Here is a 15283-nt window from a genome sequence, read left to right as displayed (position 1 = left end):
TCCTCGGAAACTAAAAAGGATAGATTCCAAGAGTTTTTCTAATGTCTTCTATTTTCTTTTTTGCCACCGACTGTGCTTTTTCTTTCCCTTCTTTTAGAACTTGGTGCACATAATCTAAGTTTTGTGTTAGTTCTTCTCGCTTTTGGCGGAAAGGAGCAAAATGAGTTAAAACAGAATCCAAAAGATCTTTTTTTAAATCTCCGTATCCAACTCCGCCTCTTTTGTATTTCTCGATTTGATTCGACTTTTCTTCCGGAGAAAGAAAGAGGGAATGGATTTGAAAAATGACTGAAGTTTCAGGGTCTTTTGGTTCTTCCACGGCTCTAGAATCACTCACAATCGACATCACTTTCTTTTTGATTTCTTTTTCTGTTCCAAAGAAGTCGATGGTGTTTTGATAGGACTTGGACATCTTTGCACCATCCACACCAGGAACGGTCGCAGTGTTTTCATCGATATCAGGTTCTGGAATCGTAAGCACAGATCCAAATTGTGTGTTAAATCTTTCTGCGATATCCCTTGCAAATTCCAAATGTTGTTTTTGGTCTTTTCCTACGGGAACTTTTTCAGCAGAAAATAGTAAGATGTCACTTGCCATAAGGACGGGATAAGTAAATAATCCAGCTCCAGGAACAAATCCTTTGGCCACTTTGTCTTTGAAAGAATGTGCGAGTTGTAATTGAGAAACGGTAATGGATTGAGACAAATACCAAGTGAGTTCAGTAACTTCGGGAACATCGCTTTGAACCCAGAATACTGTTTTTTTAGGATCAACACCTAGCGCGAGTAAGTCGATTGCGCATTCCAAAGTGAAGGTTTTTAGCTCTTCTTTGGATCTGAAAGTTGTGAGTGCATGTAGGTTTGCAATGAAGAGAAACAATTCTTCTTTGGACTGGTAGTCCAAAATTTTTTTGATCGCAGAAAAGTAATTACCTAAATGAAGTTTGCCTGAGGGTTGTAATCCGGTAAGGACTCTCATGATTCTCCTTCTGTATCAGAAAGGTCAATTGGATCAGAGGTGTTTTTGTTTTCAAAAGATTCTGAATTTGTTCCTTCACTACCACTTCCTTTGTTGAAGGTGGAGTAGGTGAGCCTTTCGTATTCTTTGTTTAATTTGATGAGTTCTTGTTCAATTTTACGATGTGCTGTGAGTTTGGACGTAGTTGCAGGGTCTTTAAAGATTACAGCATAATTGTATAAGTACTTTGTGAATTCGATGAAAACATCTTCTACTTTTGTTCCATTGATTCTTTCTTTGGCTACGACGGATTTGTCAAAATGAGGAATGAATCTTTGTGCAATTTTCACCTCTTCAATGACTTTGTCTTTTGTGGATACGATTTTATCGTTCACTTTCCCTTTGGCTTCTGTAGCTTTTGCCATCAAATGGTTTTCTACGATGATGTTGAGTTTACCCGCAAAACTTCCGAAAAATTCAGATGCTTCTTGTAAGGCAAGGACAATGGTTCCTGCAATTTGGTCATTTGCCGCATTGCCAGAGTTATAGTCTATTCCGTATTGTTGAAAACTATATTGAAAACTTGGGAACTTTTTGTTAAAATTATCAATGGTTCGGACAAGTGAATTCAGTTGGTCAATTTCGTTTCGAAAAAGTCCGGGTTGGATGATGAGAAGTTCTTGGTTTTGGTTTTTGTCACCAAGACGAACATAACCTTCGATCAGGTTGATGTATACAGTTTGTAAATCACGGAGTAATAGATAAACCAGTCTATGTGGTTGGGATTTGTAACTATTTTTAACCGTTTGGCTTTTTGCAGATTCTGGCATATGGTGGGCCATAAAATCATCCACAACCATATTCAAAAAATCGAAACTGATTTTTCCTTTGTCATCAATAGAGAAATAACGAGAACGTAAATTTTGTAGTTCTTCTTTTTTAAAACTTCTGGTGTTGATGTCGTCAGAAATTTTAGCAACGGTGATCTCCACTTCTTTTTGGATTTCACGTGCTGCTTGGAATTTATGTTCTTGGATGGCAGGAACTCGTAAGTCAGATACAATTTCTGGCCAAGTGAACATTCTTTTTTTAGCTACAATATAAAATGCTGTAATTGCTTCGGATAACTTAGGTTTGGTGTTTTCTAGGCTTAATGCGTAATTCACACCTTCCATGATTTTGCTTAGTTTTGGTGTGAGTTTTTCATCCATTTTAACAATATCTGGAAGGTTGGAAAGGATGATATCGTTTGCATCGTTTCTTTGGAGAAACCGTACATAAAACATCTGCATCTTTAGAGAACGTTCTAAAAAGATATCCGCAGAAATTTTATCCAGGATCAGTGCATCGAGAGATGCAAAAGCATTGAAGAACTTATTAAAATTATTAATGATATTATAAACAAGGGGAGTCCAAATCCTCCAACCTTGTTGTTCGGAAACACGAAGGGCTTGGATGGTCGGAATGAGAACATCTTCTTTCATTCCACGAAAGAGTTTTTCTACATTATTGGAAATGGTTGGGTTTCTGCCAAAAAGTCCAATGTCGATCGTACCGGTGTCTTTCCCAAATTTACCAATGGAATTACTTGCGTTTCCTCCACCCCCACCAAATAATCCCGCAAGGAGACCGCCACCTTGTCTTTGTTCAATGACTCTTTTTTTTGCTGGGTTTTGTTTTTGTTTGGCGCTTTCGATGGTAACTAAATCGCTAGAACGTTTTGTTTTAGGTTCAGGAGTTGCAGGCCTGGAAATGACTTCTCTTCTTGGTTGATCTCTTTCGGGTAAACCTCGATCGCGGCTATCCTCTTTTTTGGGTTTGTTTTTATTTTCGTAATCTTCATCCACTTTACGGATGAGATCAATCCGAATGAAGACGTCGTTGGATTTTAAAATGGCCTCATCGATGAGTTGTTGGTGTTCCGGTGTCCGCGTTTTACGGTACAAGTCGGCAAAAACCCTATGTGCTTCTGTACGTGAAACCGGAGTCACAATCACTCCTTTTGGTTGAGAGGGTTCTCAACAATCTGTGAGCTTGTGGGAGGTTGGAAGTTGAATAGTCCGGTTCCAAGACCAATATTGGTAGCAATGCCAGAGAATGCCACTTCAGTGATTTCTTCATCGGAACGTTTCATTTTGAGTACACGAGGTAGGTCGTTATCGGAAACAACCAGGATAATTTCATTATACCTTTTGGTAGTAGAAGTTAGACGAAATGTTCTTCCACTAACTGACACATTTTCATATCCAGAAAGTAGTCCCCCCAGTCCGCCAGAAACACCTTTTAAATCTTGTTTCCCAGCAATCGATGAATCTGGGTTATAAAACCATAAGATTCTTCCATTGGAGGAGATGATCCTTCCATCGCTGAAACGAGCATGAAGTTGGTTCGGGCTTTTGAAAGAAACAACACCCGTAAGTCCACCATTGATGGTGACAGAGGCGCGAAAACTTTCGAGAGAATTCATTTTGCCGATGACGGCATTTAAGCGATCTCTTCCTTCCTCTGCCCAAAGGAAACCCATCGGGACAGAGAAAAAGAGAACGATCGTAATTTTAGGAAGGAAATTCCTCAAAGGACGAAAGGTTCGTATTGGGATTAACCCAATACTTTTTTAAACTCAGAAGTAAGTGCAGGCACTACTTCGAAAAGGTCTGCAACCACACCGTATGTTGCTACTTTGAAAATAGGAGCATCTCCATCTTTGTTGATGGCAACGATGTATTTAGAAGATCCCATACCCGCTAAATGTTGAATGGCTCCGGAGATACCGCAAGCAATGTAACAATTAGGGGAGACAGTTTTACCTGTTTGTCCTACTTGGTGTGAGTGAGAAATCCATCCTGCATCCACAGTTGCACGGGAAGCACCAAGAGCTGCACCAAGAGTGTCAGCTAAGTCTTGGATGATTGGCCAGTTTTCTGGTCCTTTGATTCCACGACCACCAGATACGATGATAGAAGCATCAGCAAGTTGCACTTTGTTTCCACCAGAAAGATCTTTAGAGAGAGACTTCGTTCTTACGTCACCAGCGCTAGCGCCAGATTTTTCTACAGCACCCGCTCCGTCTTTTGGAGTTACTTCTTGGGAGTTTGCACGTACTGTAAAGATTTGGATCTCAGAACTTACTTTGAAATTTGCATACGCTTTTCCAGAGTAAATTGGTTTCTTCGCAACCACTTTACCACCGTCAACAGAAAGAGCTACTGCATCCGCTACGATACCAGCATTTGCTTTGATCGCAACTCTTGCAGAGTATTCTTTTCCTTGAGCAGAGTGTGGGATGAGAACCACTGCTGGTTTTTTCTCTTGGATGATTGCAAAAATTCCATTTGCATAACCTTCAGGAGAAAATTCACCAAGGTTCGCGCCGATTACTGTATCAGCACCAACTGCTTTCAAGTCACCAGCAAACGTATCTACGTTGTCAGTAATGATTACTGTATGAACTTTACCACCAATGGAGTCCGCAATTTTGCGAGCTGCGGAGGTAAGTTCTTTTGAGATTTTTTTGAGTTCGCCGTTTTTTAATTCACCAACTACTAAAACATCAGCCATGTTCGTCTCCTTAGATGACCTTCGCTTCTTCGCGAAGAGCTTTTACAAGTTGAGATGCAAAACCTTGTGCATCTGCTGCTTCCAGTTTTCGACCAGCGATACGTGGAGGAGGTGGTTCGAGAGATACTACTTCAAGTTTAGATCCAGTGGCTCCGAGTTCTTCCGGTTTTTTTACATCTACCGGTTTTTTCTTCGCAGACATGATCCCTTTTAAACTTGGGTATCTTGGTTCATTCAAACCTTTTTGAGCAGTTACTGCTAGAGGAGCAGTTGTTTCAACCACTTCAGTTCCACCTTCGATTTCACGAGTTGCAGTCACCTTGTTTCCGTCAAACTCAAGTTTGAGGGCCATCGCTACGTGAGGAACATTCAATCTCTCTGCAATTTGAACAACTACTTGTGAGCTGTCAGTATCGATGGATTGACGTCCACCAATCACTACATCTGCATTTTCAGCTTTGATGAGGTTTGCAAGAAGTTCTGAAGTGTAAGTAGAATCGAAAGTTACGTAGTCATCCACTTTTACATGAACGGCTCTGTCCACACCCATAGCGTAAGCAGTACGAAGAGCTTCGACTGCACGGTCTGGACCGAGGGACACTGCGATGACTTCTCCACCGCTTTTTTCACGAATTCTAATTCCCTCTTCGATAGCAAATTCATCATAAGGAGAGATGATCCATTTTACGCCAGCTTCGTTGATCGATTTGTCGCCGACTTTGATATTGGTTTCCGTATCCGGAACCTGTTTTACTAGAACAACAATTTTCATTCCTTAACCCCGTTTTCGTGGATTACCTTAGACCAGAAAACGTGAGGGAAGTCATAAGGGAAGTACATTATTCTCTCCAGAAAGTGTATTTGCTCCAATTGTAGGCCCAAATGATCCAGAGGATGACAACTAGGACGTTTGCATCCGTCCGAAGGTAGAAGGAAAATCCTAAGGTCAGAGGGTAGAGGAGGAAAAGGGAAAAAGCAATGAGGAGAACTAAGTTCGGAGTCGATTTCCAGTCCTTCGTGGCAACTTGGATCTGTAAGAGGATATTCTGTTCGGGATTTGGCACTAGTTTTCGAAATCGGAAAGCATAAAGTAGGATAAAAATCAAAACTGCAAGCGAATGAACAATGAGTAACCACATAAACCCACCCTAATTTTTAAGGAAGTAGGGAGAAGAAAAAAAAGATCTGGGGAAGGAACATGGGGAGATAAGAAAGTTCACAAAACGACTTAAAAGGATGCTCTCGACCCGTAAGAAAACTGCAGACACCGAGCCAGATATAGGTGAATCCGAGCCCCAAAAGAAACCAAAAAGAAAGGTTCCCCCAAATGCTTGCCCATAATAGGCAAAAACTCCCGAGACCCAAGAGAATCTGAGTTAGGGTTTTTACTGTTTTTGGTTTTAGATATCTCGTCATTGTGAAGGTATTATGCAAAAGGTCAAATTCACGGTCGGTATTATAAGTCAGAAGGACATTGGCAAATACGTGGATGAAAAATATCCAAAAAACCAGATCCAAACCACCAAACGATCCAAAGGGGGCAAGTAGGCCTAAACAATAAAATGCGGAGACCAAAATTTCTTTGGGAATGGGGGAATGGTTCTTCACAATCAAATAGATTGAAAAAACAAAAGCAATGAGGAGGGGAAGGTTCTTCTCGAGGAAAGAAAACTCGAAATGAATTCCAATAAAAAGAGAAGTGAAAACCAAAAAAATTAGAAAACTAACAATCTCTTGGCGAAAACTCAAATAAAACTTCCCTCGGTCGGAGACCCGTTCCTTTTCTCGAAAAGCATCCCATAAATGATCAGCCAAATAGAGAGCCCAAACAGAACTAATATAAAAAATGATAAGGCTAGGACGGATGGGTTGGTTTAAGTAGAGAGAAAAAAAAGAAAGATTTGCTACGACAGAAAGTACAACATCCAAGGCGAGAAAGGATCCAAATTTTCCTAAGCGAAAAATGAACCTGTTTGGGAACATCCTTCACTTGTACGCAAACAATCGGGAATTGGCAAAAAGAAAATTCCCTTGCAACCAAAACTTTATCTGTTGGAATGTCTGGCTATGTTCCAGTCCCTTACAAACACAATTCGTTCCGTATACTGCATTCGTGATCGGTTCCCCCGGTATATGTCGGAACTTTTATTCCAAGAGGAACAAATGGGCGCCTTATTTGCGGTTCGGTTTCGGTATGTGATTGGAGTGGCCCTCGTTGCCAGTGCGGTGGCCAATCTCAGTAATATAGATTCTGTTTTTGGTTATTTGATCAATTTTGTGGCGATTGGTATTTATTTTTTGAATACATTCATCCATTATCAGATTCTAAAAAAAAGTAGAGGCCATTGGAAAACAAAATATGATTATATTAGTTTATTTATAGATAACCTTCTTATCTCGATCACTATTTTTAATTGGTACATTTTAAAAGGAGACGGCAATCCAAACTTTCTCGTCAAAACTCCTTTGGTAGTTTTTTACCTGCTTCCTTTATCTCTTTGTTTGTTTCAATACCGGTTTTCATTAGTAAATTTTTCCTTTGTATGTTTTTTACTTAGTTATTATGGGTTTATTATTTTTGCATTAATGGATGTTCGCTCTTTGAGTGGTTCTGATTGGCATGAATATGTTTTGGGTGACCAACTCATTTTATCCGATGCCCTTGTCACAAAACCTACCGTGTATCTTGTTTTGGTTTTCGCTATCTCCTATGCCATTTTTCGAAGTTTACGAATGTTATTAAAATTTGCTGCTGCGGAATCACAGAAAACAACTCTCTCTCGGTATTTTTCTCCTGATTTGGTTTCGGAAATTGTGTCGGAACCGGAAGTGATTGCGAAAGGCAAACGTCAAAAAGTAACCATTCTCTTTAGTGATATTCGAGGGTTTACTCAGTATTCTGAACCAATGGATCCAGAGGCACTTTCTATTTTTTTAACGGAATTTCGCCGCCGAATGGTAAGGGCCATATTCAAACACAATGGTAGTTTAGATAAATTCATTGGAGATGCGGTAATGGCAACCTTCGGAACTCCCACCCCTTCTGATTTCACTGGTAAAGATTCTTTGAATGCAGTTTTGGCCGCAAAGTCTATGTTAGATGAGCTTGCACAATGGAACCAAGAGCGAATGAAGAGAGGGGAGTCTGAAATCAAAATTGGAATTGGGATTCATACGGGTGATGTCTTTTGTGGAAGTATTGGTTCCGAAGAAAGGATGGAATATACTGTGATTGGTGATACAGTGAACACAGCTTCTCGAATTGAATCTGCTTGTAAGGATTTAGGAGTTTCTTTTTTGATTTCCGAAGCGGTTTGGATGGAAACAGGTTCTCCTTCCGGGTGGGATAAAAAAGAATCTGTTTCTCTCACTGGGAGAGAACAAAAAATCCATCTTTATGCACCAAATAGCAATTAAGAAGCCATATTGATTTTATAAACTGCTTCGTGAAGAGCGGGATTTAGTTCTGGGTCGATGATATAAATGACCCGGGATGTTCCTGCTTGCAAGGCTAGATCCATAATTGCTTTTCTTCGATCGATTTTAATGCTACGAAGGTCGAAGTCAGCAATTTTGAATTTGTTTCCTTTTTGGAAAATAGGATTGATACTACAAATTCTTTGGAGTTTGGGTCTGGTTTGGTATCTTCCCACATCTAGAACAATACAGATATCAAAATGAGCTCGCCTTTCTGAATCCACGGAAGCCGTGATGACAAAGTCTCCGAAGTTGACAATGTTTTCATTATTGGTAAGAGAACTTCCCACATAATCTAAAAGATGTCTGATATTTTTGTTGCTATAAGAAAAAAATGAATCATTCAGAATCATTTTCAGTGCAGTGGAAGATTTAAAGGCAGGTCTCCAAGGTTGGTTGGAAGTGAGAGATGCGTATTCACTAGCCAGGGAAAGGATGGCGATGTCCTCTTCAAAACTGGAAGAGGTTACATTGTTTTCTTGTAAGTGGAGTTGGAGTTCAATGTCTTGGGTGATTCTTTCTTTTCCCACTTCTTTGTTATATTTATCTCGGACAGACATGAGTTTGGAAAAAAGAGATCTTGGATCGGGAAAGTTATTATTCACTCCATTGCCACGGTAAGGTCTATGATGGTTTAAAATCAAGGTCCGAACATGGGAATCAATTTCGGGAGCAGGAAGAGTCATTAGGTAACTAATGATGGGGTGTTGTTGGACAACGGCATATTCTTCCTTGGTCAGTTTGGGATTATTTTTGATATCTAATCTAGAATATCCAACATCTGCCAAATAACTTGCCATCATTAGGCTCAAATGGTCTTTTTTATTGGATTCTTCTTTTCCTTCGTTGACGATCTTTTTGGTTCGAACCTTCATCCCCATTGCGACTACAGTTCGTTTGGTCATCAGTTCTGATTCTACAGAAACCCCTGCCACTCCTAGAATTTCTAAGATATTAAAAATTCCGAGTTCATAATCCGGATTACTAGTAAAATCAGTGAGAAGTTCGTTCACCGAGTTTTGTACGAAAACAGCTTGGTCAGAAGAAAAGGAAGTTTTGCGAAGGTCTTCGATGAGTGCCTGGGATTGTTTAGCAAACCGAGAAGTTTTTTCCTGATCAAATAATTTAGTGGTGCGACCAGGTTCTAGAAAAGCGTGATCATGATGACCCGCAGGCCTTGATTTTTTTAATTCAGAAATCAGGAAGTAAACCCCTTGCATTTCGAACTTGAGTAGTTTTCCGAAATCGGCTTCGCTAGGGTTTCTTTTTTTGTGAATTAGGATTTGTCCGTCTTTATTGTAAAGATCGAGTGGGATATTATTATTTTTACGGAAACTATTTAAAGATTCTTCGGTTAACTCAAATTTGGCGAGCTTGTCTCGAGGTACTATGTTTGTATCGTTGGTGCTCATGGTAATTTTTGCATATATGACGAAAGAAATTTGAATGTTTTAGTGATGTTTGAATAGATTCAATAAATTGTAAATCGATTCCTGTTTTTCTGGATTACTTTTTATCACATAGGAATTTCCTATTAGGATAATCACTAATTATGAGTAGTTGTTCTATTCTTAAGTGTAGTTTTTGTTTTATACTAACAAAGTTGTGTCAATGTAGATTTAGTAGAATAACTATGGTTAGTGTGTATGGTTGATTCTTCATTTGAATCTTGATCGAATATAAAATCACTCGTTCTATTTTGTAGCGATTTCGATGGTAAGGATGTAGGGTTGACCTGTTTTTTCGTTTACAGGTTCAGGAAAAGTACGGAAAAATTATCTCCATGAGTACGCTTTCGACAAAAAAATCATCTTTAGATCTATTCAATCCCACAGAAGACCATTTAGCGCTTCGTGAGTCTGTGGCATCCTTTGCAGAAAGGGAAATGGACGAACAAGCCAAAGAAAACGATGAAAAAGAAACGTTTAATACGATGTTATTCAAACGCCTTGGCTCCGAACTTGGAATTTTTGGAATCACTGTGCCAGAAGCCGATGGTGGGCATGGTCTGGACCCTCTCGCTTCTGTCATTATCCATGAAGAGATGTCTCGGTTTGATCCCGGATTTACTTTGTCTTATTTGGCTCACGAAGTTCTGTTTGTGAATAATTTTTTCTATAGCTCTAACCCTTCTCAAAGAAGTCGGTATTTAAGTAAGGTCATTACAGGGGAATGGATTGGTGGAATGGGAATGACGGAACCTGGAGCAGGAACTGATGTTCTCGGAATGACCACCCATGCTGTTAAAAAGGGAGACCGTTATATCATCAATGGGGTAAAGCAGTATATCACAAATGGTTCTATTGGTCAGGTTTTTGTTCTTTATACAAAACTCGAAAAAAATGGAAAAAAGATGACCTCCTTCGTCATCGAATCGTCTTACAAAGGTTTTTCGGTGGGAAAAAAAGAAGAAAAGATGGGAATGCGTTCTTCTCCCACAACACAACTTGTTTTTGAAGATATGGAAGTCCCTGAAGAGAATCTACTCGGTGTAGAAAATGGTGCCGTCACTCATATGATGCGTAATTTAGAAATCGAACGTGTGACCTTAGCGGCTCAGTCCATTGGGATTGCCCGTCGTTGTATTGATATTATGTGTGATTATACCATCCGTCATAGAGAAGCCTTTGGTAAAAAACTATTAGAGTTTGGTCAAATCCAAAGACTCGTTGCAGAATCTTATGCGGATTACCAAGCCGCTCGTGCTCTTGTATACCAAGTGGCAAGTGAACTGGGACCGGATGTTCGTAATTCACTGGGTGCAGCTTCGGCAAAACTTGTCGCCACACAAATGGCAGAACGTGTTTCTAGAAATGCCATCCAAGTTTTAGGTGGGTATGGGTATTGTCGTGAATACCCTGTGGAGAGATTGCATCGGGATGCCATCTTACTTAGCATTGGTGGTGGCACGAACGAAGCCATGCAAAAAAACATTGCGAGCGACTTAAAAAAACTTTGGTCTGAATGACACTGCTATTTAAATCCTTGTAAAAGTTCCGATAGATTTGATTCCAAAATTAGGGAATTTTAAACCCTGGTTTTGGTTAGGAATCTCCTGTTTCGGGGAACTAAACTTTAGCCGAAAGAGAGGTTGATTTTCGAAACCGGTCTTAGAGCCTGGGCGAAACGATGATTCGCCTTCCTAAGATTTTCATCCAAGTTCCGGGAACTTCCGCCAACTTGGGGCCCGGTTTCGACCTCATGGGTCTTGCTTTAGATCTTCGTAATGAATTTGAATTTAGTTTTTCCAAAGAAATCACAGAATTTAGAACTGAATTAAAAAGTGGAAACCACTTGCCGTTTTCTGAAAAAGAAGATTTAGTTCGCGAGTCTTATCTTTCCTATTTTGAAAAATTTTTGCCAGGACATATCGCACCACCTTATCATTGTAAGATGATTCTGGCCCTTCCTTTGAAGGGAGGACTTGGTTCTAGTGCTTCGGCCATAGTCGCTGGGCTTTGTTTGGCTCGCGAAGTTCACAAAAGAATCGATCTTAAGTCCTTACCAACAGAATCAGTTTTCACTCAATATTTGGCTGAATTTGAAGGCCATCCTGACAATACTTTACCTGCGTATTTGGGTGGATTTGTTTTCGCCTATTCAACGTTTGGTGAACCAATTCGGTACTTTCGTAAAAAATTTCCAAATTCTGTTGCTATTTTTGTTTTAACACCAGAGTTTCATGTTTCCACTGAAGAATCCAGAAAGGCACTTCCTAAATCCTATCACACTACGGATGTAATTTTCAATTTGTCTCGGATAGGAGCTTGGATGCATTTTTTAGACAAACGTAAGTTTGGTGATCTTCTGGTTGGTTTGGAAGATAAAATGCATACTCCATACAGAATTCCCAAAACCTCTCCACTGTTTGGTTTGGCAGAGTCTTTGAAAGAGGCAGGGATTGGTTATTGTTTGTCCGGTTCGGGCCCGAGTTTACTTATGTTTCTCGAGAGAAAGGTTGTAAAATCCAAACAGTCTTTATTGGAAGAGATGGTAGCAAAAGAAATGAAAACTTCTGGAATTTCCTATCAGTTTCGACGAGTGAAACCGGATGGGCTTGGAGTTCGTATCCAAATAAAATAGTTTAGTCTTCCTCCGCCCCTTCTTCCTTTCCGAATCCATATACATCCCCACGAAATCGAATCTTTCTGTTGATTCCTGGTTGGATTTTTCCCACTTCGAATGTAAATTTCATCCGTTCCTTTCCGGACCTGTTGAAATAAAAAGAGGAGGTAAGTGAGATTTCGATAAAGTTCACCATCCTTTCTTTTGCAATTTTATCAGAGATTCGAAATTCAGCCGGGTGGCCAATGATTTCATAGGATTCAAAACTTTCCTTGGTTTCCATTTTTCCATAATGTTCCATTCGCGGAGGTTTGTAGAAGCTAGGTCCATTTTTTAAAACAGTGATCGTATAATCTTCGCTATCTCGACTTTTTTTGAACTGGAAGATGAGATGGTCTTCCGAGATGGCATTGCAGCGCGTGGCTAGTTGGCCGGTTTTACTTCCTATTTGGAAACTTGCGAAGCGACTGAGTTCATCCACAACAAGATCATATTTATCACCGGTTTGCACGGGGATGTACCGGTCTGATTCCTTTCTCGAAAGAATGGGATGGATAAATTGGTTGTACACAACAAGGCCTAGTCCTAAAACGGCGATGGTGAGTATTCCGCTAAGAACTAGGATGAAACTATCGAGAATGGCAATACTAAGGAACAAACTTACCTTTTCGTATCAACCTTATGGTTTTTCGGTTCCGGTAGGGGAGTTCTCGTCACAAGAGAGAGTAAGTCTTTCACTTCTTCTGGTGAAATGATTTGGTTTAATTTTTCTTCCAAAGAAGCAGGTGTCGGCTTCAAAACCAAATCTTCTGGTTTTACCTTGGTCTCTCGTTCTTTCTCTGCCTTCTCGTTTGCCAGGAAAACTTGGGATTTTTCCGGAAAGGATTCTTTTCCACCCTCTGATTGTTTCCCCGTTTGGGTTTGGATCTGGGGGGGGATCGATACTTGAGAATTTCCTTGAATGTTCGTTATATTCATTTTTCCCAAACCTCCGTGTTCAGGATCAGCTTTTGGGAAAAAATTGTCTTTTCCCTCCCTCAGATTTTCGGAAATTTGTGGGATGGCTTTAGCGAAATTCATCTATTTTTTTTCAGTTTTTTCCGTTTGATTGCCCGCTTTATGGCCGGGAAGCTGGCAGGGATGGAAAATATTTTTAAAAAGTGGATGGAAAATCCCATCTCCAAAATCGTCCTTGCGACCAACCTCGTTTTTGCCCTTCTCTTTATTGTCAGTGTCCCTTCTTTTGTTAGGGAATACATTACCCAGGATGCAGTGAGTATCGGCGGAAAAAAATATGACCTGAGTGATGTGAAAGAAACTTCACCAATTGCCTATTCTAAATTCCAGTCGGAATACAAAAGCCTGATCAAAAATACCCTTGGTGAATTTGCACAAGACAAACTATTTGAACTCGTTGCTAAAGATAAAAACATCAAACCATCAGACGTACTCAATGAAGGGTTCACTCCTAGGGAACCATCAGAAGAAGAAATTTTGAATGTATATATTTCCAATAAGGATCAGTTAGGTGGTAAGTCACTAAATGAAACAAAGGACAAAATTGTTGGATTTTTAAAAAACCAACAAGAACAAGAACATAGCCGAGCTGTGTATCGTGATATCGTAACTAAGTATCCTGTTGAATTTTTGATCAAAGAACCAGCAGCGGTGCGAGTCACAGTAGAGGAAAAAAATAATCCTTCCATTGGTCCGAAAGATGCAAAAATTACAGTGATCGAATTTTCTGATTTTGAATGTCCCTTCTGTAAACGTAGCCAAGATGTGAACCAAAAACTTCGAGAGAAATACAAAGGACAAATCCGTTGGGTTTTCCGCGATTTTCCACTTCCTTTCCACCAAGATGCAATGTATGCTCATATGGCTGCCAATTGTTCTATCCCAGAAGGAAAGTATTGGGATGTATTTAACACCCTTTTTGAAAATAGTGGAAACTTACCTAAGGGTAATGTGGATGCTTTGGTATTAAAAGCTGGTGTTCCCAAAGATAAATACCAGGCCTGTATGAAAGATGCCTCTCGTTTAAAATCAGAAATTGATGCTGATATTCAAGATGGTCAAAAAGTAGGTGTGAGCGGGACTCCTGCATTTTTTATCAACGGGATCTTTGTTTCGGGTGCATTACCTTTCGAAAACTTTGATGAGATCATCCAAAAAGAATTAAAACAATAATCATAAATTATAAAATTAAAGGAAAATTTATATGAGCAAAAAAGTAAAAGTTGCTGTTACTGGTGCTGCCGGACAAATCGGATACGCACTACTATTTCGTATCGCTTCAGGACAAATGTTTGGACCTGACACTGCAGTGGAACTCCAATTATTAGAATTGGAACAAGCCCTCCCTGCTGCTAAAGGTGTCATTATGGAATTGGATGACTGCGCTTTCCCTCTTTTAGAAAAAGTATCTGTCTCTTCTAATATTGATGAAGCGTTCCGTGATATCAACTGGGCACTACTTGTTGGTTCTGTTCCAAGAAAAGCAGGAATGGAAAGAGGGGATCTTCTGAAAATCAACGGTGGTATTTTTACAACACAAGGAAAAGCAATCGAGAAGAATGCTGCCAGTGACGTGAGAGTTCTTGTTGTTGGTAACCCTTGTAATACAAATGCACTCATTGCCATGAACAACGCAAAAGGTGTTCCGTCTGACAGATGGTTTGCGATGACTGGTCTTGATGAAAACCGTGCCAAAACACAATTGGCTCAAAAAGCAGGCGTTCTTGTAAAAGATGTTTCCAATGTCGCGATTTGGGGAAATCACTCTGCAACTCAATACCCTGACTTTTACAATGCTAAAATCAACGGAAAAGCTGCCACTGACCTTATCTCTGACGCGGAATGGTTAAAAGGCGATTTCATCTCTACCGTTCAAAAAAGAGGAGCGGCGATCATCGCTGCACGCGGAGCTTCTTCTGCTGCTTCTGCTGCCAATGCTGTGGTGGATACTGTGCATAACATTGTGACTCCAACAAAACCAGGAGACTGGTTCAGTGCCGCATGTCACTCTAATGGTGAGTATGGTGTGGACAAAGGTCTTATCTTTGGATACCCACTCAAATCAGATGGAAAAAAAGTAGAGATCGTTACTGGTCTTGAAATCAATGCTTTCGGTAAGGAAAAATTTGACATCACTCACAACGAGTTGAAAGAAGAAAGAAACGAAGTAAAAGATATGCTTGGTTAATTTTTTTTCATCACCTTAGA

15 protein-coding genes are annotated in these 15283 nt (G+C 40.0%); 5 read left to right on the top strand and 10 right to left on the bottom strand.

Translation table 11 applies throughout. The features are described from left to right. Positions 1-10: 10 nt before the first annotated feature. From trpS to CH361_RS17215, 7 genes are all read right to left on the bottom strand, one after another. Positions 11-979 (bottom strand): tryptophan--tRNA ligase, encoded by a 969-nt coding sequence (gene trpS / locus CH361_RS17245; protein WP_100792063.1) that lies wholly within the window; start codon positions 977-979, stop codon positions 11-13. Next, positions 976-2949 (bottom strand): hypothetical protein, encoded by a 1974-nt coding sequence (locus tag CH361_RS17240; protein ID WP_100792062.1) that lies wholly within the window; start codon positions 2947-2949, stop codon positions 976-978. The genes trpS and CH361_RS17240 overlap by 4 nt, the downstream gene beginning before the upstream one ends. Before the next feature lie 2 nt (positions 2950-2951). Further along, positions 2952-3482: a LolA family protein gene (locus tag CH361_RS17235; protein WP_244279943.1), complete on the bottom strand. Its 531-nt coding sequence runs from the start codon at positions 3480-3482 to the stop codon at positions 2952-2954. A 74-nt stretch (positions 3483-3556) separates the two neighbouring features. Next, positions 3557-4516: an electron transfer flavoprotein subunit alpha/FixB family protein gene (locus CH361_RS17230; RefSeq protein WP_100792060.1), complete on the bottom strand. Its 960-nt coding sequence runs from the start codon at positions 4514-4516 to the stop codon at positions 3557-3559. Positions 4517-4526: 10 nt separating this feature from the next. Beyond that, positions 4527-5288, bottom strand: coding sequence for an electron transfer flavoprotein subunit beta/FixA family protein (locus tag CH361_RS17225; RefSeq protein WP_002971965.1), 762 nt, complete (start codon positions 5286-5288; stop codon positions 4527-4529). 67 nt (positions 5289-5355) lie between these two features. Continuing rightward, entirely contained in the window at positions 5356-5655 is a 300-nt protein-coding gene (locus CH361_RS17220) for an LIC10362 family protein (protein ID WP_100792059.1), read from the bottom strand. A gap of 16 nt (positions 5656-5671) precedes the next feature. Then, the gene (locus CH361_RS17215; protein ID WP_244279942.1) at positions 5672-6445 is read right to left on the bottom strand and encodes a hypothetical protein; all 774 of its coding nucleotides are present in this window, start codon (positions 6443-6445) and stop codon (positions 5672-5674) included. Positions 6446-6583: 138 nt separating this feature from the next. Between CH361_RS17215 and CH361_RS17210 the strand changes: the two genes are divergently transcribed. After that, a complete protein-coding gene (locus CH361_RS17210) occupies positions 6584-7933 on the top strand; it encodes an adenylate/guanylate cyclase domain-containing protein (RefSeq protein WP_100792057.1) in 1350 nt (449 codons plus the stop codon). On the opposite strand, the gene CH361_RS17205 is transcribed toward CH361_RS17210, so the two are convergent. Continuing rightward, entirely contained in the window at positions 7930-9405 is a 1476-nt protein-coding gene (locus CH361_RS17205) for an HD domain-containing phosphohydrolase (protein WP_100792056.1), read from the bottom strand. The genes CH361_RS17210 and CH361_RS17205 overlap by 4 nt on opposite strands. Positions 9406-9776: 371 nt before the next feature. Between CH361_RS17205 and CH361_RS17200 the strand changes: the two genes are divergently transcribed. Further along, on the top strand, positions 9777-10961 hold the full coding sequence (locus CH361_RS17200; RefSeq protein WP_100792055.1) for an acyl-CoA dehydrogenase family protein: 1185 nt from the start codon (positions 9777-9779) through the stop codon (positions 10959-10961). A gap of 161 nt (positions 10962-11122) precedes the next feature. Continuing rightward, on the top strand, positions 11123-12076 hold the full coding sequence (thrB, locus tag CH361_RS17195) for a homoserine kinase (RefSeq protein ID WP_100792054.1): 954 nt from the start codon (positions 11123-11125) through the stop codon (positions 12074-12076). 1 nt (position 12077) lies between these two features. On the opposite strand, the gene CH361_RS17190 is transcribed toward thrB, so the two are convergent. Then, positions 12078-12716: a hypothetical protein gene (locus CH361_RS17190; protein WP_100792053.1), complete on the bottom strand. Its 639-nt coding sequence runs from the start codon at positions 12714-12716 to the stop codon at positions 12078-12080. Between the two features lie 2 nt (positions 12717-12718). Further along, on the bottom strand, positions 12719-13138 hold the full coding sequence (locus CH361_RS17185; protein ID WP_244279941.1) for a hypothetical protein: 420 nt from the start codon (positions 13136-13138) through the stop codon (positions 12719-12721). 60 nt (positions 13139-13198) lie between these two features. Between CH361_RS17185 and CH361_RS17180 the strand changes: the two genes are divergently transcribed. After that, positions 13199-14248 carry a DsbA family protein gene (locus tag CH361_RS17180; protein ID WP_100792052.1) on the top strand — a complete coding sequence of 350 codons (1050 nt, stop codon included), beginning with the start codon at positions 13199-13201 and terminating at the stop codon, positions 14246-14248. A 31-nt stretch (positions 14249-14279) separates the two neighbouring features. Then, positions 14280-15263, top strand: coding sequence for a malate dehydrogenase (locus CH361_RS17175; RefSeq protein WP_100792051.1), 984 nt, complete (start codon positions 14280-14282; stop codon positions 15261-15263). Positions 15264-15283: the final 20 nt, after the last annotated feature.

The organism is Leptospira brenneri (genome assembly GCF_002812125.1).
Lineage (GTDB): Bacteria > Spirochaetota > Leptospiria > Leptospirales > Leptospiraceae > Leptospira_A > Leptospira_A brenneri.
Note: the sequence above shows the minus strand (reverse complement) of the source record. Positions and strands in the feature narration are given on the sequence as shown.

What these genes read in the sequence shown, in the direction of transcription:
- trpS (WP_100792063.1), bottom strand. Translation starts at nt 979, where the DNA reads ATGAGAGTCCTTACCGGATTACAACCCTCAGGCAAACTTCATTTAGGT.
- CH361_RS17235 (WP_244279943.1), bottom strand. Translation starts at nt 3,482, where the DNA reads ATGGGTTTCCTTTGGGCAGAGGAAGGAAGAGATCGCTTAAATGCCGTC.
- CH361_RS17230 (WP_100792060.1), bottom strand. Translation starts at nt 4,516, where the DNA reads ATGGCTGATGTTTTAGTAGTTGGTGAATTAAAAAACGGCGAACTCAAA.
- CH361_RS17225 (WP_002971965.1), bottom strand. Translation starts at nt 5,288, where the DNA reads ATGAAAATTGTTGTTCTAGTAAAACAGGTTCCGGATACGGAAACCAAT.
- CH361_RS17220 (WP_100792059.1), bottom strand. Translation starts at nt 5,655, where the DNA reads ATGTGGTTACTCATTGTTCATTCGCTTGCAGTTTTGATTTTTATCCTA.
- CH361_RS17210 (WP_100792057.1), top strand. Translation starts at nt 6,584, where the DNA reads ATGTTCCAGTCCCTTACAAACACAATTCGTTCCGTATACTGCATTCGT.
- CH361_RS17205 (WP_100792056.1), bottom strand. Translation starts at nt 9,405, where the DNA reads ATGAGCACCAACGATACAAACATAGTACCTCGAGACAAGCTCGCCAAA.
- CH361_RS17200 (WP_100792055.1), top strand. Translation starts at nt 9,777, where the DNA reads ATGAGTACGCTTTCGACAAAAAAATCATCTTTAGATCTATTCAATCCC.
- thrB (WP_100792054.1), top strand. Translation starts at nt 11,123, where the DNA reads ATGATTCGCCTTCCTAAGATTTTCATCCAAGTTCCGGGAACTTCCGCC.
- CH361_RS17185 (WP_244279941.1), bottom strand. Translation starts at nt 13,138, where the DNA reads ATGAATTTCGCTAAAGCCATCCCACAAATTTCCGAAAATCTGAGGGAG.
- CH361_RS17180 (WP_100792052.1), top strand. Translation starts at nt 13,199, where the DNA reads ATGGAAAATATTTTTAAAAAGTGGATGGAAAATCCCATCTCCAAAATC.
- CH361_RS17175 (WP_100792051.1), top strand. Translation starts at nt 14,280, where the DNA reads ATGAGCAAAAAAGTAAAAGTTGCTGTTACTGGTGCTGCCGGACAAATC.